The organism is Pantoea sp. CFSAN033090 (genome assembly GCF_001264395.1).
In the GTDB taxonomy this organism is placed as follows: Bacteria; Pseudomonadota; Gammaproteobacteria; order Enterobacterales; family Enterobacteriaceae; genus Pantoea; species Pantoea agglomerans.
Window position 1 is genome coordinate 36034 of sequence record NZ_LGYX01000002.1, and the last position, 20044, is coordinate 56077.

Annotated in this window: 19 protein-coding genes and 1 pseudogene; 10 read left to right on the top strand and 10 right to left on the bottom strand. The window is 48.9% G+C overall.

Annotated elements, in window-relative coordinates:
* The first annotated feature begins 28 nt into the window (after positions 1-28).
* On the top strand, positions 29-2203 hold the full coding sequence (locus tag AFL22_RS02310; RefSeq protein WP_156311572.1) for a TonB-dependent siderophore receptor: 2175 nt from the start codon (positions 29-31) through the stop codon (positions 2201-2203).
* 294 nt (positions 2204-2497) lie between these two features.
* Positions 2498-2719, top strand: coding sequence for a hypothetical protein (locus tag AFL22_RS02315; RefSeq protein ID WP_010247042.1), 222 nt, complete (start codon positions 2498-2500; stop codon positions 2717-2719).
* Positions 2720-2908: 189 nt separating this feature from the next.
* Here the strand turns inward: AFL22_RS02315 and AFL22_RS02320 are convergent, their stop codons facing one another.
* The 4 genes from AFL22_RS02320 to AFL22_RS02335 form a co-directional block, all read right to left on the bottom strand.
* A complete protein-coding gene (locus tag AFL22_RS02320) occupies positions 2909-3091 on the bottom strand; it encodes a hypothetical protein (protein WP_033768919.1) in 183 nt (60 codons plus the stop codon).
* Entirely contained in the window at positions 3088-3726 is a 639-nt protein-coding gene (locus AFL22_RS02325) for a TetR/AcrR family transcriptional regulator (RefSeq protein ID WP_052270718.1), read from the bottom strand. The genes AFL22_RS02320 and AFL22_RS02325 overlap by 4 nt, the downstream gene beginning before the upstream one ends.
* A gap of 171 nt (positions 3727-3897) precedes the next feature.
* Entirely contained in the window at positions 3898-4209 is a 312-nt protein-coding gene (locus AFL22_RS02330; protein ID WP_052270719.1) for an antibiotic biosynthesis monooxygenase, read from the bottom strand.
* Positions 4210-4320: 111 nt separating this feature from the next.
* Positions 4321-5187, bottom strand: a complete 867-nt coding sequence (locus AFL22_RS02335; protein ID WP_052270720.1) for an alpha/beta hydrolase — start codon at positions 5185-5187, stop codon at positions 4321-4323.
* A gap of 175 nt (positions 5188-5362) precedes the next feature.
* Here AFL22_RS02335 and AFL22_RS02340 point away from each other — a divergent pair, with 175 nt between their 5' ends.
* Complete coding sequence (locus AFL22_RS02340) at positions 5363-5764, top strand: VOC family protein (protein ID WP_033773415.1); 402 nt, start codon at positions 5363-5365, stop codon at positions 5762-5764.
* A 205-nt stretch (positions 5765-5969) separates the two neighbouring features.
* Here AFL22_RS02340 and fetB read toward each other — a convergent pair whose 3' ends face one another.
* The 5 genes from fetB to AFL22_RS24625 form a co-directional block, all read right to left on the bottom strand.
* The gene (fetB, locus tag AFL22_RS02345) at positions 5970-6749 is read right to left on the bottom strand and encodes an iron export ABC transporter permease subunit FetB (RefSeq protein ID WP_033787077.1); all 780 of its coding nucleotides are present in this window, start codon (positions 6747-6749) and stop codon (positions 5970-5972) included.
* Positions 6736-7404 (bottom strand): iron ABC transporter ATP-binding protein FetA, encoded by a 669-nt coding sequence (gene fetA, locus AFL22_RS02350; protein ID WP_033768911.1) that lies wholly within the window; start codon positions 7402-7404, stop codon positions 6736-6738. Before fetA ends, fetB begins: the two co-directional genes overlap by 14 nt.
* Before the next feature lie 303 nt (positions 7405-7707).
* Positions 7708-8196: a hypothetical protein gene (locus tag AFL22_RS02355; protein ID WP_033787078.1), complete on the bottom strand. Its 489-nt coding sequence runs from the start codon at positions 8194-8196 to the stop codon at positions 7708-7710.
* A 429-nt stretch (positions 8197-8625) separates the two neighbouring features.
* Entirely contained in the window at positions 8626-9984 is a 1359-nt protein-coding gene (locus tag AFL22_RS02360; protein ID WP_052270721.1) for an esterase-like activity of phytase family protein, read from the bottom strand.
* A 491-nt stretch (positions 9985-10475) separates the two neighbouring features.
* Positions 10476-11654 carry a PAS domain-containing protein gene (locus tag AFL22_RS24625; protein WP_010247031.1) on the bottom strand — a complete coding sequence of 393 codons (1179 nt, stop codon included), beginning with the start codon at positions 11652-11654 and terminating at the stop codon, positions 10476-10478.
* 817 nt (positions 11655-12471) lie between these two features.
* On the opposite strand from AFL22_RS24625, the gene AFL22_RS02370 reads away from it, so the two are divergent.
* On the top strand, positions 12472-13644 hold the full coding sequence (locus tag AFL22_RS02370; protein ID WP_052270722.1) for an EAL domain-containing protein: 1173 nt from the start codon (positions 12472-12474) through the stop codon (positions 13642-13644).
* 242 nt (positions 13645-13886) lie between these two features.
* On the opposite strand, the gene norR is transcribed toward AFL22_RS02370, so the two are convergent.
* The gene (norR, locus tag AFL22_RS02375; RefSeq protein ID WP_052270723.1) at positions 13887-15407 is read right to left on the bottom strand and encodes a nitric oxide reductase transcriptional regulator NorR; all 1521 of its coding nucleotides are present in this window, start codon (positions 15405-15407) and stop codon (positions 13887-13889) included.
* 151 nt (positions 15408-15558) lie between these two features.
* Between norR and AFL22_RS02380 the strand changes: the two genes are divergently transcribed.
* The 6 genes and pseudogenes from AFL22_RS02380 to AFL22_RS02405 all read left to right on the top strand — a co-directional run bounded on the left by AFL22_RS02380 (position 15559) and on the right by AFL22_RS02405 (position 19664).
* Positions 15559-15819, top strand: a complete 261-nt coding sequence (locus tag AFL22_RS02380) for a hypothetical protein (RefSeq protein ID WP_052270724.1) — start codon at positions 15559-15561, stop codon at positions 15817-15819.
* A 4-nt stretch (positions 15820-15823) separates the two neighbouring features.
* Positions 15824-16057 carry a DUF2526 family protein gene (locus AFL22_RS23040; protein WP_072123799.1) on the top strand — a complete coding sequence of 78 codons (234 nt, stop codon included), beginning with the start codon at positions 15824-15826 and terminating at the stop codon, positions 16055-16057.
* A 13-nt stretch (positions 16058-16070) separates the two neighbouring features.
* A pseudogene (locus tag AFL22_RS02390) lies at positions 16071-16433 on the top strand (DUF1971 domain-containing protein).
* 199 nt (positions 16434-16632) lie between these two features.
* The gene (norV, locus tag AFL22_RS02395; RefSeq protein ID WP_052270726.1) at positions 16633-18102 is read left to right on the top strand and encodes an anaerobic nitric oxide reductase flavorubredoxin; all 1470 of its coding nucleotides are present in this window, start codon (positions 16633-16635) and stop codon (positions 18100-18102) included.
* Positions 18103-18106: 4 nt separating this feature from the next.
* Positions 18107-19252, top strand: a complete 1146-nt coding sequence (gene norW / locus AFL22_RS02400; protein ID WP_052270727.1) for an NADH:flavorubredoxin reductase NorW — start codon at positions 18107-18109, stop codon at positions 19250-19252.
* Positions 19253-19379: 127 nt separating this feature from the next.
* Positions 19380-19664 (top strand): hypothetical protein, encoded by a 285-nt coding sequence (locus AFL22_RS02405; protein WP_052270728.1) that lies wholly within the window; start codon positions 19380-19382, stop codon positions 19662-19664.
* The last annotated feature ends 380 nt before the right edge of the window (positions 19665-20044 follow it).

Sequence of the window (20044 nt, forward strand, 5' to 3'; positions counted from 1 at the left end):
CAGGGAGATTTTCTAAGTGAATGTAACCATGCGTGTCCATAAGCGCCCTGTTGCGCTACTGCTGGCCGGTTTATTGAGTACCTCTGCTAACGGCGCTAATCAGGAAGAGACAGAAAAGCTGGCTGATGATGAGACGATGCTGGTCACTGCTGAACAGGAGCTGAAACAGCAGCCTGGCGTTTCGGTGATCACCTCGCAGGACATTGAGAAAAACCCGCCGGTCAACGACCTTTCCGACATTATCCGTAAAATGCCAGGCGTTAACCTTACCGGCAACAGCGCCAACGGCGTACGCGGTAACAATCGTCAGATCGATATTCGCGGCATGGGGCCGGAAAATACGCTGATTCTGATCGATGGTGTGCCGACCACCTCGCGCAATTCGGTGCGTTATAGCTGGCGCGGCGAGCGCGATTCCCGCGGTGACTCAAACTGGGTACCACCAGAAATGGTTGAACGGATTGAAGTGATTCGTGGACCGGCGGCAGCGCGTTACGGTTCCGGCGCGGCCGGTGGCGTGGTTAATATCATTACCAAACGCCCGACCAATGACTGGAGCGGATCGCTGTCGCTCTACACTAACCAGCCGGAAGATGATAAAGAAGGCGCAACCCGCCGCGCTAACTTTAACCTGAGTGGTCCGCTGGCGGGCGATGCTCTGACCATGCGGCTCTATGGCAACATCAACAAAACCGACAGCGATGCTTTCGACATTAACCAGTCGCACAATGGCTCCGGCGCCGCCGGTCGCGAAGGCGTTCGCAATAAAGACATCAACAGCGTGCTGTCGTGGAAGATTACGCCATTACAGGTGCTGGATTTCAGCTACGGATACAGCCGTCAGGGCAACATTTATACCGGGGATACCCAGTACAGCAACGGTGCCGGTAATGCCTTGATCGAATCTCTTGATGGTTCGGAAACCAACCGTCTGTATCGTCAGACCTGGGGCCTTGCGCATAATGGCATCTGGGACTGGGGACAATCTAAGCTCACCTTTAACTATGAAAAAACCAATAACACCCGCCTGAATGAAGGCACGGCGGGTGCGGGTGAAGGCCGGATCAACAGCAACACGTTCTCAACCAGTCGCTTTGAAAGTTACCGGGCAGGAGGCGAAGTCAGCTTCCCGCTGGAACTGCTGCGTGAACAGACCGTTACGCTGGGAGCCGAGTGGAACCGTGATGAGCTGAACGATCCAAATTCTATGAACGGCACCAGTGCGCCTGGCGTATCCATCGACGGTGTCAGTGGTGATGCTGGCAGCCGCAACAGTAAAAACAGCGCAACGCTGAGCTCACTCTATTTTGAAGATAATATTGCTGCGACCGATAGCACTGAAGTGATCCCCGGTATGCGCTTTGATTATCACGACACCTTTGGTGCGAACTGGAGTCCGTCGCTCAATATTTCTCAGGCTCTGGGAGAAAGTTTTACCCTGAAAGCGGGTATCGCCCGTGCGTTTAAAGCCCCTAACCTTTATCAGTCCAGCGAAGGCTATTTACTGGCGACGCGGGGAAATGGCTGTCCGATCAACGTTACCCGTGGCAGTTGCTATCTGCTGGGCAATGAAAATCTCGATCCTGAAGTCAGCGTAAATAAAGAGCTGGGTATCGAGTTCAGCCAGGATGGCTATGTTGCGGGTATCACCTGGTTCCGCAATGACTATAAAAACAAAATCGTCTCCGGGACGGAGGTGCTGGGTTACGCCTCTAATGGTAACAATATCCTGCAATGGAGTAACGGCGGCAAAGCGGTAGTGGAAGGTCTGGAAGGCAATTTCACTATCCCGCTGGTCAGTGACGAGCTGGAGTGGCGGACTAACGCAACTTATATGATCGAGTCGAAGGATAAAAAGACCGGTAATCCGCTGTCGATTATTCCTGAATACACCATCAATACGATGCTGGACTGGCAGGTGACGCAGGATTTCTCCACTAATCTGAACTGGACAATGTATGGTCGTCAGAAACCACGCCAGTATGCGGAATCCCGCACAGAAAGCAATTCAATGTCGAATCGCGAAGTCGGCGCTTATTCAGTATTTGGGGTCAATTTTAATTATGACATCACCAAAAATCTGCGTGCCAATGCGGGTATTAATAACCTGCTGGATAAGCAGCTATATCGCGAAGCTGATGGCGCATCAACCTATAACGAGCCGGGACGCGCTTATTATGCCGGGCTGACAATGTCCTTCTGATCTGCAGCAGCGCTTCCCGGTGGAGGCGCTGTTTTTTCGTCGTCGTCGAAAAACCTCCTGTTTACACTCCCCCCGATTTATCTTCTCAGTGCTAATCTCTGGCTGCCACTTAACGAGCCGGAAAGTATCTGGCTCACGGGTATGGCATTAAATACTTACATTCCCTCTGGAAAGCGTAACGACAGGTAACTAATGTCGTGATTCCTGTATCCCGGCCAGCGAAACACCCCAGAGTGCGGCTATGCTCTGTCGGGTTTAACCTGCAACTATAACTAACTATCAGGATATTAAGTGATGAAAAAATTATCAGTTATCGTTATTGCTACCGGACTGTTTTTGTCGGTGAATTTACAGGCTAATGCCCAGGGCTGTCTTAAGGGAGCCGCAGTAGGCGGCGTCGCAGGTCATGTTGCTCATCATGGTGTGGCCGGTGCCGCAGCGGGCTGCGCAGTCGGTCATCATATGGCGAAGAAAAAACAGAAAGAGGCTGAGCAAAATCAGCAATCTCAAAAATAAGCTGAGGCTGTAGCACCGATGTAAATCAGCTGATCACCGGGCATTGATGATGTCTGGTGATCGCTGAGTGATGAGTGATGAGTGATGAGCATCCTGAGTCTGTTGACTCACAAAAGTACGGCGAATTAAGCGCAGCCAGTTATGCTAATTATGTTTATTTGAACCCGATGTCTTTAAAGGTGCAGTGATTTAGGTGAGTGACCAGAAATTTGAATAAGGCACGCCTATTTTTAATTCAGACAGTGGAAAACGCCTTTTAAAAAAACGTCCTTTATCGACCCAGCCGCACAATGCCATGCCATCTGAATATTCAATTACCACCATTATTCTTCTTCTTTTTCTTCGCCGAACAATGGTGCCCACTTCAATCATGCGGATGCCTTAACCGCACTATTGCCGGTTACGTCATGGGTGTCTGAAAGTATCGTTCTGACAATGAAGTCATTACTTTTTCTCAGATCTCCAATCTCTGGCTGGAGTTTTCCATATATCCGCATACCTTCCATCATCATGAAAATGCTTTGAGCCATTACTCGCGCATCTTCATCCTGTCGAAATACCCGCTGATCCTGGCCTCTTTTTAAGATATTCTCTAACTCGTTAATTAAACGGTTAAATTTAAAGGAAACTTTGCCTTTAACCTCTTCGTCTCCGGGTAAAAGCTCACTGGCTGCCGCAATAGTAAAGCACCCTTTCTCTCCGGCAGGAGCAGATGATAACTGAGCCACAAATTCGAGCGTTTCTCGCAAGGCAGCTTCTGGCGACATTTCTGCATTTCGTTTCACTGTCCTTGAAATGCCTTCATCCATGTATCTCTGCAAAGCAGCCAGGTAGATAGCGCGCTTATCGGGATAAAGTTTATAGATGCTGGCACTTGCCAGACCCGATGCTTTCATTAGGTCAGCCATAGATGTTGCCTGATATCCCTTCTGCCAGAAGCATTCAAGTGCGGTGTTGAGGAAGGTCTCTGGATCGAATTCTCTGGGTCTGCCTGCTGATGCTTTCATAAGGTTCTCCTGTGCTGACGATTGATTGTAGATCGGTCAATCTACAATTAAAAGGCTTTATCTAAACCTTGTGTTAAAAGTCATGCTTTTCGCCTGGTAAAATTTAATGCTGAGTCAGCGGACTAACACAGGTGAGAGATTGGCCGCCTTCTGGCGGCGGCAGGCAAATACTTATAATGGGATTACAGTCTGGACCTGATGTTGAAAAACGTAGGGATCTGATAACAACTCATATTGTTCATCATCCGGATAGGTAACGGCAATCTTATACTGGTCGCCTGCAAAGGCTTTGATGGCTTCTAAATCTTCCCAGTACGTCGCAAGGAAGAAATGTTCCCATTCGCCCTGCGTTTCTCTGCGTACATAGGCTCCCAGATTCCCTGGCGTCGCTTCTGAATGTTCAACACCAGTCTTCTGCAAGTGAGTTGCAAAACCTTCGGCGTGCCTGACCGGTACGCATCCGTGCCATGTTCTGACAATCATGTTGCTATCCTCATGTTGTTGAAGAGTTTTAACCATAACATGACAATGCAGGAACAACGATTCGTTCTCTGTGGTGGAGAATGGGATGTTATGTTACTGCGCACCGGCCAGTTAAGGATTCTCATGCAACAAAAAATGCCGGAGCTCAGTGGTAACTTCTTCTGGTGCTTCTTCAGCCATATGGTGACCGCTGGCTATCGCTTTACCCCGAACATGCGGTGCCCAGGATTTCCAGATGCCCAATAGGTCGCCGTAAATATCTTCCAGATCATCATATTTTGACCATAAACAGAGCGTCGGGCATTCAATCAATCGCCCATTCTGACGATCATAAAGCTCATGCTCTTTGTCTATAGTAAGACCGGCACGATAATCCTCGATCATCCCATGTACAGTCTCCGGATCGTGTATAGCTCGTCTGAATTCAATGTATTCATCATTCCCCATTGTTTCGGGCTGGCCTCCATACCACTTGTCCGGATCGGCTAAAATTGCCATTTCGGGTTTTTCAGGCTGAGCGAAGAAGAACCAGTGATACCACTGTCGGGCAAACTTCTCGTTACATCGGTTGAGCGCTTCAAGTATGGGTATACAATCCAGTACAGCAAGTCGTGTAATTCGCTCAGGGTAATCAAGTGCGGCCCTATATGCTGTATAACTACCTCTGTCATGTCCCACCAGCGCGAATTGATCAAAACCTAACTGGCTCATCAACTCAATACCATCTTTCGCTTTAGCTCGCTTAGAAGAACCAGCATGATTGGGCTCATCTGCAGGTTTAGATGAGCGGCCAAATCCCCTTAAATCGGGACAAACCACGGTAAAAGATTCGGCAAGTTGCGGGGCCACCTTTGACCAGGTTACGTGGGTGCGGGGGTGTCCATGCAACAGCAAAACCGGAGGACCATTACCTCCATAGCGAACATTTAGCACTGCTTCAGAAAGTCTGATTTGTGTATGAGTAAATCCCTCAAACATTTTTTTATACCCGCGCCATGAATTTATAAAAATTATAGGCTGATGTCAGCTGATGTATCTTTATTGCAACGGCTGAATACTGTGATGACTGAATCAATTCACTTAAACCAGGGATACTCGTTTGTGTTAAAACAATGTTTCAAGGCAACCAGGCCTGAAAAATGACGGAGCAGAAATGAGAACGCAGAAGCGATGTATGGGATATGTGGCCATCGTGGTTGATGACTATGATCGGGCAATTGAGTATTACACCGAAAAGCTGGGTTTTACCCTTGTTGAGGATACACCGCAGCCAGGTAAACGCTGGGTTGTAGTTACACCTGACCCTGAAAGCGACTGCAATCTTCTTCTGGCTCGCGCTTCAAATAACAGACAGGAAGGTTTTATTGGCAATCAGTGCGGCGGAAGAGTATTCCTTTTTCTGCAGACGGATGACTTCTGGCGAGACTACAAAGCCATGAAATTGAAAGGCGTTACATTCTCCCAGGAGCCTCGTGAAGAGGAGTACGGAACCGTGGTGGTTTTTGAAGATCTGTACGGCAACCGCTGGGACCTTTATCAGAACAGGCAGAATTAAACACCAAAGCCAGTTGTGTATCAGGCATTCAGATGAACAATCAAAGCACGAACCCTGCAGGGATATTTCAGATCAGCGGGGAGTTTTTTGCAGCATCCCCTGAGCACTCAGCTGTCAGTTAAGCGCTCGCAAGCAACCGAGCGCGTCTGATAACAGACTTACTTTCCTCACCAGCTATAACCTTCAGATCCGCCAATCAGTTTCACTAATCCAGCGATCTATCCGATATTTTTAGCTGCGCCCTGGCATTATAAAAACGACGATAGGATAAATAGACAGCAATGATCGTTGACAGACTGGCGGTCCCTATCAGCATAAACGTGACCATAATCTGATACTTAATCGCCTTGAGCGGATCTATTCCGGCGAAAATCAGTCCGGACATCATCCCTGGCAGGCTGACCAGTCCGACAGTTTTGGCAGCGTCCACCGTCGGCATCATAGCTGTACGAATGCTGTCGGCAATGATGCGGCCTGATGCCAGCTTCACCGATGCGCCAAGGCTCAGCATCTCCATAATTTTCTGCTGGTTGTCGCTGAAGCGCTGGTTCAGGTTGCTGTAACAGAGCCCTACTGCGACCATGGCATTACCGGCGATCATGCCCGTGATGGGGATGACCTGCATCGGAATAAACGCTATCGCCCCGCTCAGCACCAGAATCGTTAGCGTGATAACGGTGCCACTAAAAATAGCGATAAACGATATCGTAAAGGCGTTATCAATATTTCGTCCGCGTTTACGGGCGTTGATCGCGGCATTAACGCAGATAAACAGCACCATCAATACCGTGAGCCAGCTGTTATTAACATCGAAGATCGACTTTAATACAAAGCCGACAATGACCAGCTGAATTATCGCCCGGGATACACTCCAGAGAATATCTTTGCTCATGCCGAGCTTTTCTTTCTGGCTGATAAGCAGCGCTATGGCCACCAGCGTCAGTGACAGCAATAGAGAGGTGTCACTGATATTATGCTGATTCACGCTTATTCTCCTTTTCTGGCGGCTCAAGCCGAAGCACCTGCTCAGCCTGCTGGATATCGTTAACGTCATGGCTAATCCGCACCACGGCTACCTTTTCTTCAGCTGAGATCCGGTTAATCAGTGAAAGTACTGATAGTCTGTTCTCTTCATCAAGTGCGCTGGTGACTTCATCCAGTAACAGTACCTCAGGCATAAACTGCAGATTGCGCAGTAGTCCGACACGCTGCTTTTCTCCGCCTGATAGTTGTTCAACAGGTTTATTCAGCATATCCGGAGAGAGATTTACGCTTTCCAGCGCAGCAACAAGTTTGTCCCGCTGAGGTTTCTGACGTCGAATCTGCCATGGCAGCGCCAGGTTGTCATATACCGTCTGACCAAACAGTTGCGGCGTCTGAAAACAGTACGAGACCTGCTGGCGATAGGCCTCTGCTCTCAGCGTGGTGATATCACTGTTCCTGAAGAAAAGTTGCCCGGAGGTGGGGGTAATCAGCGAAGCAAGGATTTTGAGGAAGGTACTTTTTCCGCTTCCGGATGGGCCGGTCAGCAAGACGCAATCACCCTGATATAACTGCAGGGAGACCGGTTTCAGTAGCTGCCTATCCCCGACTGAAAAAGCGACATCCTGCACATCCAGCAGGAGTGAAACTCTGTCCATATTTGCGCCTCAGGACCTGACAAATTGAGTGTTGGCAGTATCAAAAAAAGCAGGAGTTACCCTTCATAGGCAAATTACCGGTACTGCATGTTGCAGCGCGCTCACACTGCTGGCGTGGGCGCTGCAAGGCAAATGTACATCAGGCTAGGAAATATAAGGCATTTAATTGCGGCTATGCATTTTCTGAGTAAAAAAATAAATGTGTGAAGGTGTGCGCCAGCCAAAACTTAATACGATCCTGCGCGAGGAACGTGGCAGGTACCGGGTTTGGATCAGAGTGGCAGACCCGCTGCCACCCGACAATTATTTGTTTTCCCAGCTGGTTGAAACCGGGTTGGTTACGGTGTTTTTTTCCTGAGTATAGGTGCCGTTCTGCTGCGCAATGGCTTCACCCGTGTCCACAATGGCATTCTGAATAAAGACGTTCTGCCCGTCCCCCCTGACAAAGGTTAACTGATGAAAAGCGGTTTTATTGCCCCAGTCAGCAGAAGGCAGAGAGATAAAACGCACGGTGAAAGTTTCATCATCAAACTTGCCCTGCATAACGTAAACGCCGTAGTGGTTTTCGCCCTGAGAAATGATTTTATAGGTACCGTTGTCGTAATAATAAATCTCCGCATCCGGAAACGGCTTTTTGTCATACATTTTTCGGTAGTGCAGCACCTGTTTGATGGTGGGCTGGCCGAAGCTGACGGTGAGGTTTTTACCCTCTGCCGATGTCGTCAGACCTTCAGCGTGAACACTGCTCATCAGCATTAACAGACTTGTAGCGGCCATTGCGGTTGCTTTCACTCTCTTTCTCCTCAGCGGATTATGGGGACAACAAGCGTATAAGACCCCAGAACTTACACGGTGGTGAGTATCTGTTGAAGAGGCAGATAACACATTATTACACAATGTTATAATCACGCCCTGTAACCTGGCGACTTGAGCCGTAGTTGACCGGGTTGCCCGATATCGAAAGCGCTCGGATGCAGAAGGAAGCGGTTATCGCATTGAAAATAAAAAATAAACGCCAGGCTGACGTTTAAAGTTCGCCAGTGACGCTTAATGCCGCAACGCGGTGGAAAGCTGTTTAACTGCTTAAACGAATATCGGTCTGCTGCCGGCCGCTATAACAAAACGGCGCAGACCGATCTTTCGCTGGCAAATCCGGGCTGAATCCTGCTCTTTTACAGAAAATCAGGAAATTAAGGAGACAGCCCAGGGTAAGGGGAACGTTTATTTCAGCGGTTCCGGCATCGTTACGATCCACAACTCGCTGTCCGACTCCGGTTTCTTCAGCGGCTTCACGCCGATCGTCGTTGCAACCGGCTTACCCTCTATAGTAAGTTCCCCCTTTTCATTCAGCCGATAATCCTTGCGCTTCTTACCTTCCACCGGATTTTGCATGACCGTTTTCACGCCGAAGTCATTGTCATTGGCGACCGCCAGCGTTTTACTGTCGATCAGCGCCAGTCCTTCGGCCTTCTCCTGCTGCCAGCCGAGTTGACGTAAATCGACCACCAGCGTTTTAGCTGCGAGCTTAATGCCTCGCTGCGCCAGCGCTTTCTCGTTGTCAGCCTCCGGATACTCACCAGGCTTATCGAATGCGGCAAGATCGGTAGCCGCACTGAGATCCACCTTATAGATAAGGTTGCGCATCGCGTCGTTTTTATCGCTGCCTTGTTCAATCAAGAGAATATGCTGATTATCGAGCGCCACGATATCGCCAATTTTGGCGTCGTTGTTTTTACTATAAGCCTGGCTGTCGATAGGGTATCCATACATCGCTGTTTTCCCGGTTGCCGGATCGAAGCTCACCAGGCGGGTAAAGCGCGCCTGCTTTTTACTTTTACCGTTGATATCCAGCGTACTCTGCACCGCGGCGATGATGCGCCCGTCCGGCATACGGGTAAGCCCTTCAAAACCACGATTAGGCTGACGCCACTTAAGAATATTAGGCAGTCCGCCCGCAATGGATTTTTCCCCTGCCATGGCCTGCGGCCCGTGAATCGCCAGAATCTTACCGCGTTGATCAACGTTAATCAGAAACGGGCCATATTCGTCGCACAACCAGTACCCGCCCTTCCCGTCCGGCGTAATGCCTTCCGTATCCAGACCACGGTTATCGCCCTTCAGCACTTTCAGTGTGTCGCTTAACGCGACTTCATTGGTTGAGCCGATGACACCATCCTGTAGCGGCAATCCGTTGATATTGCCCTTGTCGTCATGCAGCGGTCGGGCGTCCGTGGCTTCTGCTTTGCCGTTCTGCACCCGAATATTCATCAGCAGCGGAGCGAAATCTGGCGTGACGAAAATTTTTGACTCATGTTTGTCCACATCGGGTGAGTCAGCATTCGGCCCACGATCGGTGACGGTCGCGAAGGTGAGCGCATCCCCCTGCTTACCGGTAAACAGCAAACCGGAGCCGATTCCCACCGGCAAACCATCCGGAAACGCACTGGCGAACGCGCCGTTATAGCTAACGCGCGTACCTTCCGGAAAACTGACGATATAGTGCTCAGCCTGAGGTTGCGCCGCAAGACCAGAAAACGAGAGCGCACAACTGATAACTAAAGAAATCGTTTTTATTTTCATAATATTAAATCCATGAGGAAAAGCTGACAGCGTAAAGAACATAAATGACAGGAAAATGATATTTGCGGTAAAAACGGACAGCTAACAGGTTGATTTTGCCACCGTTAAGGCGCCGGCTGGGGAGGTGTTGAACGTAGAGTGAACGTTGATTTGTGCGCAACGCTGTCTGCTCAGTGCCAGGAGCTGACATTGGCAGAAAAATGATTGTTATTCATCACCCTATTGCTATCATCATGCACTTCCGGATGTGAACCACAGATGAGAAAGCTTGCGGGCTACTTACTATCCAGATATTTGCTCTGAGGTGCTGAGTAACTCCCAGAGCAAGTTCGCATAATGAAATGTGAACCCACTCCGGGAGAATTTTCATAGAGTGAAACTGCGAACTGAACTGATGTTCTGGTTACAGTAAATGAGAGACAGGCTGTGGTATCTCTTCACCAGAACATCCCTGTATTTACCTGTGGTAAGTGTTCATCAATGTGTGATGTTTATTGTTCAGGCGATTTTTCTATGCCGCTAGCAGAATTACTTATTCGCATCTGAAGACGAGAAATGTGTCCGGTGATATCTGCCGTCCTTTCTGCTAATCCCCGGATAGCACTGGCGATAACAGAAAACCCACGGCCATGTACACCTGCTCTCGCGGCTTCGATACTGGCGTTCAGTGAAATGAGTTTGATCTGCGCAGCAATAATCCCGTTTTCAGAGACGAGTTCGGCAATTTCTTTTGCGGTTTCGGCGGTCTGAATGTTTCGCCTGACTTCGCTTTCCTCATGTCGCCCACGGTCTTTACGGCCCTGAATATCAATAAGCGCGCCGACGGCACGCAAAGGGGTACCATCAGGTGCACGTTTAGTCTGCCCGCGGGCCTGAAACCACCGGTATTCACCACTTCGCAGTTTAAGACGATATTCAATATCAAAACCGGTTTTACCACTGAAGTCCATCAGGTGGCTGACGAAAGCATCGAGCGCATTCTGTTTGTCATCCGGGTGAAGGCGTGATGCCCAGCTGTCCATCACATCAGGGAACTCTTCAATGGTTTCAAAACCCAGCAGCTTCCTGAACTGCGGTGACCACCAGAATACGTTGTCGGGATTCAGGGGATTTCCGCCAATAATATCCAGATCCCAGAGGCCGTCATTAAGCATTTCGCGCGACAGGTCAAAACGGGTGGAGACAATATCAAACTTGCGGGACTGTGACGTTTCTTCTTCTGTATTCTCTATAACGGCAACCAGGCGCGGCGGCGTAAATTCACGACTGTATGATGCACGGATGCAAAACCACTGAAAGGTATTTGCGCCAGTTTTTATCAGGCAGCGTAACAGCTTTTCATCACCGCTATGTTTGAGTGTATGACTTATCAAACCTTTGAACGCCTCCCGGAAATCCGCATGGATCATCTGGATCAGCGAAGAGAGCCCGACCTCCTTCTGCAGAGGCAATCCCATAAGCTGACGTGCTTCAGGTGAAACAAATGCAGGCGCGTCACTTTTAAGATCGGTCGTCTCAACATACCAGTAGCCTTTCTGGCTGAGGTTCATAATACATTTCAGCAGCGTGGCATCACTATGATCCACATCCATCGTTTCATCGATAAATTTCTCAGCGATATCCATCGTTGTCGGCTCTTTGGCGGACTGTTTCCGGAATAAATTCAGCATTATTTCTCCTGGTGAGCATATACAGGCATAAAAATATGCCTGAAAGGGTTATCGGCAGAACTTTCTGGATATTCAGTTAAAGGTCGCTGGTTTGAATTAATACTGTAACAAGATGCTATAGATAGCTCGCCAGCGACAACTACCGGAGCTGAGGTGATGGATGAGCCTCACCGCCAGCGGGCTAAATTTATTTTTTTGAAATCATGTGGCGCGAAATTATCTTTGGTCTATGATATCTGGAAAATTTCAGGCCTTATAATCCCGACGCTCTGACTCCCAACGAAATTTACGTTGAAATGTTACTCTTAGTTTTGATACGCGGTTGTGGATTGATACTAGCTGGCTATCGCGGATATTAAATGAGTGGTTTAGCTGTGGCATGTCACTTCTGCTGACAGGCGAAAACCCGCACATTACTTATTGATATCCAGGGGTATACTTCAGCAATTCATAAGAGAAACTGGCTGCTGATCATATTGGATGTATTAACAGGGTTTAATATTTAACTTAAGCGATATTTTTATGAGATTGGTTTCACTTTGTTTCTGGCTTACCATACCAGATACCATCAGCCTCATGCAGACCCGTGGGTTAAATAAGTATGGCATTTTATGTTCATGAACTTTCCCCGCTCACTGACATTATAGCTATGTGTATCGCACTTAATAACCATAGACAATTTAAGGCCTCCGCAAAATGACGTTTGCAAAAGATTAATTTTTCCGCCGCAAACAAAACAGGGTTTTAAAAAAGGTTTTCTATTCCATTCCCGCTCAGGTCATCAATGCCTTACAGAAATACGTTTCAGGATATTTAAATGAATGAAAAATTGAAAGATGCTGATGCTCGTGCAGCTTATCAGCAGCTAATTAAGTCGGGCGAGTTTAAACCTTTTTTTCAGCCGATAGTCTCACTTGAGGATCAGCGCGTAGTGGGTTTTGAATTGCTGGCACGGCGTATTTTGCCCGAAGGGCTTATCGTATCTCCGGCTGAGTTCATTCCGGCTATGGAACATCATCGGTTACTCAATGAGCTGATGACAAGTCTGGCCGCTCAGGGATTCATGACAGCGAGCACCTGGCCAGAACACCAGTTTCTGTCTATAAACGTTTCTCCTTCGCAACTGAACGGTAAGCGCCTTCCCGAAATTTTAAGAAAACTGGCTGAACGTTATCAGTTCAGCCTTTCGCGGCTCAGGATTGAAATCACCGAGACAGCATTGATCGATGATATAGAGACGGCTCATGCAGAACTCGAAGCATTGTCTGAAATGGGTTGTATGATTGCTATGGATGACTTTGGCACCGGCTGTTCAAGCCTTGCCTGGCTAATCCAGCTTCCCGCCAGCACGATTAAGATTGATGGCAGTTTTATTCGTTCAATGCTTCAGAAAAAGGATAGCCGGAAAATTATCTCCAGCGTAGTCGGTTTGGGCCGCAGCCTGGATATGGACGTCATTGCTGAGGGTGTTGAAACAGAGGAACAGGCTGAGATGTTGCGGGGTATCGGCTGCGCTTATGCACAAGGCTACTTATTCAGCAGGCCGATCCCGGCTGAAGAAACACATAATTTTCTCACCGCTGGCTCTGGCCGTAAATTTCATAGTCGTGTGGCACGAATGTCTCTTGAGCAGCGCGCGCATCAGATTTCATCGATGTATGCTGCGCCTGACACCTCTATCTGTTTTCTCAGCCCTGAACTGATGATTGTTGACGCAAGTGATACCTTTGCAGCGCGGGTTGGCTGGCCAATGCAGGACATTACCCATCGCCATATTTTTGAAGTGATACCGTCTCAAGCCGAGAAGTTGCTTTGGTTGCAGGATTTCAGGACAAAAGGTCTTCCTTACCCTCCGTTTGAGGTAAAGCTGCCCGGCGGTAGCACCGATTTGGTTATGATTACGCGGGTGGAGGATGAGGCAAAAGATTTACTGGGGTTTTGTGTGTTTGGCTTTAACATTGACCGTCAGAACAGCCTTGTTCAGCCTTAGTGCCAGTTCACAACATCATCTGATATTTCCCGGCCGCCAGCTTAATTTTAACGAGGCAGGCTTCGGTTTCAGGTTGTTAGTTGAAGATGAGGCAAATGTCCGCTTAGTACCAGTGCGGAAGTTGCGAACAACATTCTGTGTGAAGCAATGGTAAGCAGGTCACATTTTCTTTGACCCATTTAAACGTTTTACCCTACAGAATGGAGGAATTTCCTGGCCTGTTTTCGATTAAGGCTACCTTTTTACTTCAGGCCCAGTTTGACTGCCAGCCGATGAAGATTACCCGGATCTAATTCCAGCTTTCTAGCCGCCTTAGCCCACACCCGATCGCAGCTTTCATAGACCTGTTTGATGTAATCGTACTGAAATTTACGCGTCGCCTCGCTGAGGTTCATCACTGGCGTTGCTAGCAACGTTTTGATCGGTTCTGCATGAACAGCCTCGCTATTCTCCAGTTGGAAATGTTGCGGAAGCAGAATAACTTCGCCGTTGCGTGATTCGGCCTGCGCGATAATCACGGCGCGGTATATGGCATGTTCCAGCTCGCGCACATTTCCTGGCCAGCTCGCGGCTTGCAGCATAGCGCGGCAGCCAGAACTTAGCGCAACGCTTAACAGACCAAATTTAACCCGACACTTTTCACAGAAATAGCCCGCCAACAGCACGATATCGTCCCGACGCTCATTCAGCGACGGGACGAACAGCGGGAAGACGCTTAGGCGATGATAAAGATCAGCCCTGAATTTGCCATCGGTCACCGCCTTACGCATATCGAGGTTGGTTGCGGCGATAATGCGCACATCAACGGTAAGTGGCTTATCTTCGCCCACCCGCTGCAGATCGCCATACTGCAGCACACGTAAAAGCTTGGCCTGCAGCGAAAGCGGAAGCTCTCCGATTTCGTCAAGAAATAGCGTACCTTTGTCCGCCAACTCGAATTTGCCGGGCCGATCGTGAATGGCACCCGTAAACGCTCCTTTGACATGTCCAAACAGCTCGCTCTCCGCCACGCTTTCCGGCAGGGCTGCACAGTTCAAATATACCAGTGGCCGCGCTGCGCGCTGAGATTGTTGGTGAATAGCCTGAGCAATCAGCTCTTTACCGGTGCCGGTTTCGCCCATGATCAGCACGCTGAGATCAGAAGGAGCAACCACTCCAATCTGCTGTTTGAGGTGCGCTAACGCCGCCGAATCACCGATGATTTCCACCTCTTCGTTCTCTTCGGGTCGGTGTGGTGACGGTGTAAAGGATGAGGCGGGTTTTTCTAAACGCTCCATCAGCAAGGCATTGTTCAGTGCGCCCGCCATCAGGCTCGCCAGCACTCGTAACTCTTCATCGCTGTATTCATCAAACTGAGTGGCATTAATGCCATCCAGCGTCAGGGCACCGATCAACGTTTGTCCGATAAAAAGCGGCATGCCGACACAGGCATGAACGTGTAAATCGCCTTGATCGGGAATCAATCCATCATAGGGATCGGGTAAATCGCTGTCGGCGGGAAAGCGCACCACATCGCCAGCGCGCGCGATGGCCTCAAGCCGTGGATGAACATCAAGATTGAATCGCCGTCCCATCACATCCGGTGCCAGACCTGCAGTGGCCAGCGGACGAAACTGTTGATTCTCGTAGCGTAACAGCGCGGTCGCATCACAGTTTAGCGCGCCGTGGATGCTGTTAATCATCCGCATAAACCGATCGCGTCCGTGTACACCATTTTGAATATCGACAGCCAGCGCCGCCAGTGTTTCAACAGAAAGCGTCATATTGTCACCTGCACATGAATTGTCTCAAAGACAACTAAACGCATTGTATTTAGCACAATCCCGTTTTGCCTGTTTGATGCAAATCAACGTGTTAAGTAATGGCATGGAATATGCCTTATCAGATTAGATAATGTAGCTTAGGAGTATGACCATGTCAGAGCAACAAAGCAGCCAGGCGTTTAACACACAACAAATTGCAATAGCCGCTGACGCCCTGCGTTGGGCGACATTTGGCAGCGGCGGCCGCGGGCTGGCGTTCACTTACCGACAAACGTCGCCAGAACGCCTGCATTTTGAAACCGAATATGCCGGACGTAAAGCCTGGGTTGATTTAGATATCCCTTACACCCCACTGTCACTTATCGTTGCCGGTGCGCTGCTGTTGCAACAGCTGAACACTTATGTCGGATAACACTATGAAACATTTAGATGAAGTCCTCAAAACAGTTGATGAAGCCATTCGCAACAATGTCATCCACGATATGAATGTGCTGCTGTGCGAACTCAGCGACGACCATCAGCTCACTCGCGAAGAGCGCTTTACCCAACAGCAGCGTCTGCGCGTTGCGGTATTTAAACACAGCACCGAGAAAGATGAGCTCGCCGAACAACGCCGCGTCTGGCTTACCCAGGGCGGCATCATCTGCTAACAGGAGGCCCAACATGGCTCATATCATCCCTAAACATTTTGTACATACCCGCTCAACATCTTTCTGGGATAAAAAGAGTGTGCCGCAAGCGCTTTTGACACATCACAACACGAAAAAAGGCGTATATGGCAGGCTTTCAGTTATGTGCGGTGCGGTGAAATAGTATGGTTTCGCCGGTGAACACAAGACAGAACACGAAATGGAAACCACCCTTATCGCCGGGCAGTTTGGCATCAGCCCGCCGCTATCCTGGCACCGCATTGAGTTGTTAAGTGATGACACTTATTTCAATCTTGAATTTTTTGCTGACCCAGACATTGCATTAGAAGACGACGGATTTGAACGCGAGCTTCATATTCCGGAATCATCGAAATGAGCCATATCACTGACCCGCTGCGGCGGTTTTTTTATATCACATGTATTGTCATTTTAACAATTCGATGTCATTAACACAAAATATGCCAGTGTAATTTTAACAATGAAGTTAATGTAAATACCCAAATATCAGCAACTTAAAAACTGGCACATTTGATGCAAAGCTGATGTGAAACCAACTTACGCTAACAGGGCATCAAATGAACATTCTTGTAAAAAACAATATTTTTTGGGTCGGCAAACGTGACTGGGAAGTTGAGCACTTTCACGGCAAAGAGTACAAGATGCAGCGGGGCACTAGCTATAACAGCTACCTTATTCGCGAAGCAAAGAACGTCCTGATCGATACAGTTGATCTGAAATTTCGCACTGATTTTGTTAAAAATCTGGCAGAAGAAATTGATCTGAAAAAAATCGATGCCATCGTAATTAACCATGCCGAAGAAGACCATTCTGGCGCACTCGCCGAACTGCTGGCGCTGATCCCAGGCACGCCGATTTACTGCACTGCTAATGGTGTTGATTCCATTAATGGTCATCACCACCATCCTGAATGGAATTTTAACGTGGTTAAAACCGGTGATTCGCTTGATCTCGGCAACGGCAAAAAACTGATTTTTGTTGAAACCCCAATGTTGCACTGGCCGGACAGCATGATGACTTACATGACCGGGGACGCCGTGCTGTTCAGTAATGACGCCTTCGGCCAGCATTATTGCGATGAACATCTGTTTAACGATGAAGTTGACCAACACGAACTGTTTGACCAATGTCAGCGCTATTTTTCCAACATTCTGACGCCTTTTGCACGTCTGGTTACCCCAAAAATCAATGAGATACTCGGATTTAATTTGCCGGTTAGTATGATTGCGACCTCGCACGGCGTGGTGTGGCGCGATAATCCAACGCAGATTATAGAGCTGTACCTGCAATGGGCTGCGGATTACCAGGAAGATCGCATCACTCTGTTCTACGACACCATGTCTAACAATACCCGCATGATGGCGGATGCTATCGCCGAGGGCATCCGCGAAACCGATCCTCGCGTTGCCGTGAAGGTTTACAACGTCTCCACCCACGACAAAAACGAAATCATTACCTCCTGCTTCCGTTCCAAGGGCATTCTGGTCGGTTCCTCCACCATGAACAATGTGATGATGCCGAAGGTGGCGGGCATGCTGGAAGAGATTACCGGCCTGAAATTCCGCAATAAACGTGCCTCCGCGTTCGGTTCTTATGGCTGGACCGGCGGAGCGGTGGATCGCGTAGCCACCCGCCTGCAGGATGCCGGTTTTGATATGACGATTGCGCTCAAAACTAAGTGGCGTCCCGACCTCTCCGCGCTGGAAGAGTGCCGCGAGCATGGCCGCAAAATCGCCCGTGAATGGGCGCTCATGCCGCTGCCGGTAGCCGTCGTCGCAGCGAATAATGCCGCTGCGGTTATTGCAGCCGCCGTGCCCATAAACCAGGATGGCGTCGGCGTAGTAGAAGCGGGTGAGAACATCGGACAGAAAATGATTTGTACGGTTTGTCAGTGGGTTTACGACCCGGCCGAGGGCGAACCAAATCAGGATGTCGCACCAGGAACCGCATGGGAAGCCGTACCAGACGATTTCTTATGTCCTGGATGCGCGCTGGGTAAATCCGTGTTCGAACCTTACGAGGGCTGAGTCTATGTCAGCAGACATTGTGGTGATTGGCTCAGGTTTCGCCGCCCGCCAGCTGGTCAAAAACATCCGGCATCTGGACAAAAATGTGCCGATTCGCATCATTGCTGCCGACAGCTGTGATGAATATAACAAGCCCGAACTCAGTCATGTTTTCAGTATGGGTTATCGCGCTGAGGCACTCACTCGACAAGCAGCAGCAGACTGGGCGGAAAGCCAGAACATCATGCTGCATCCTTTTACCGTAGTTTCGTGCATTGATACGGCTGCACACATTATCACCACCAGCGCGGGCGATTACATCTATGGCAAGCTGGTACTTGCCACCGGTGCCGAGGCTATCGTACCGGAGATAGAAGGCAGTGATCTGATCTTCACGCTGAACAGTCAGCAGGAATACCGACGCTATGACAAAGCGCTTATTGATGCGCATCAAATACTGATAGTCGGCGGTGGCCTAATCGGCACAGAACTCGCAATGGATTTTAACCGTGCTGGTAAAGCAGTAACGGTAATGGATCGAAGTAACAGCCTTCTTTCAACGCTGTTACCACCGGAAATCAGTGCTCGGCTGCAAAACCGTTTAATGAACAACGGGGTAGAATTTATGTTCGGGCAGGAACTCATTCAAGTCTCCCGGCATAATGATTTACTGGAGGCAAGTTTCAGTAACGGACAGAGAAAGACCTTTGACGCCGTGGTGTGTGCCATTGGCTTACGCCCTAATCTTACGCTGGCGAAGAGTGGTGGGATTAAGACACGTCGTGGGATTGTAGTTGATGACACTCTTGCCACGTCGGTTGCCGATGTCTATGCACTGGGTGATTGTGCAGAAATACAGGGGAAACCGATGCCCTATCTGCAACCAGCAGCCCTTGCGGCAATGACGCTGGCTAAAAATCTTACCGGCCACAACGCCAAACTGATGCTACCAGCCATGTTGATCAAGATTAAAACGCCGGATATGCCGCTTCAGCTGGCGGGCGATCCAGCGAATGCTGCTTATCATTGGGAAATGGCGCTATCCCCGGCAGGCATAATTGCTCAAGGCCGTGACGAAGACGGTGCACTACGGGCATTTGTTGTCAGTGAAGATCATATGAAGCTTGCATTCAGTATGTTGAAGGACATTAAGCTACCGGGCACATCTTAATCAAAGCATTTTATTAACAGATGATGAGACGTATTTATTTTCGCTTAATAAATCGCCGATTTTGCTTACACCAAACAGGCCGGTTTTCTCCGGCCTTTGCTTTCAACTCAATATCAAAGGATGTGACATGATGAATATGCCTGAAGCCCCGACAGTAACTAATATTACCCTTCATAACCCCTCGTCCTGCACTTGTGGCAGAATTATTTGGTTATCAATGCACTGTGATTTCTTCGCAATGAATATTGGAACAAGCGGCAATGATGGGCGAATCAGTGCAAATATCGGGACGTTTTCGCAGAGTAAAATTTTCCCGCCCGAAATGCTCAAGGACGCCGTTGCAACAATATTTTGGGAGATGTGGAATGTCTGGGAACCCGAAGAAGGCATAAAGGTTGTGGCTGAAGGATAGAAAAAAATAGAAATGATACTGATGCGTCCACATGCGCTCTTTACAGAACCATCGCTATGATTTTAAGAGCAACATTATTATCCATAAAGAAAAAAGACAGCGCCACAACATGAATGTTAATTCCCTGGCCGTATTTTCTATAAGCTCCGGTTAATGCCAGAAGCGGAAGTTAACAAGGAGGGGTATTTCGCAGACTCCCATAGAGAAATTAAAAATATGATAACGCGTAAACCCAAGCGGGATGTCAATCTTCAATCAGCATCCCCTTCTGGAGAACCCACAGACAATACTTTCCAGTGGTTAACAACCATGATTGCCTTATTTTTTCAGGTTATTCGTGTACGCAGCGGCAGCAGCGTCATGTGTCTGGCCTGCCGGGG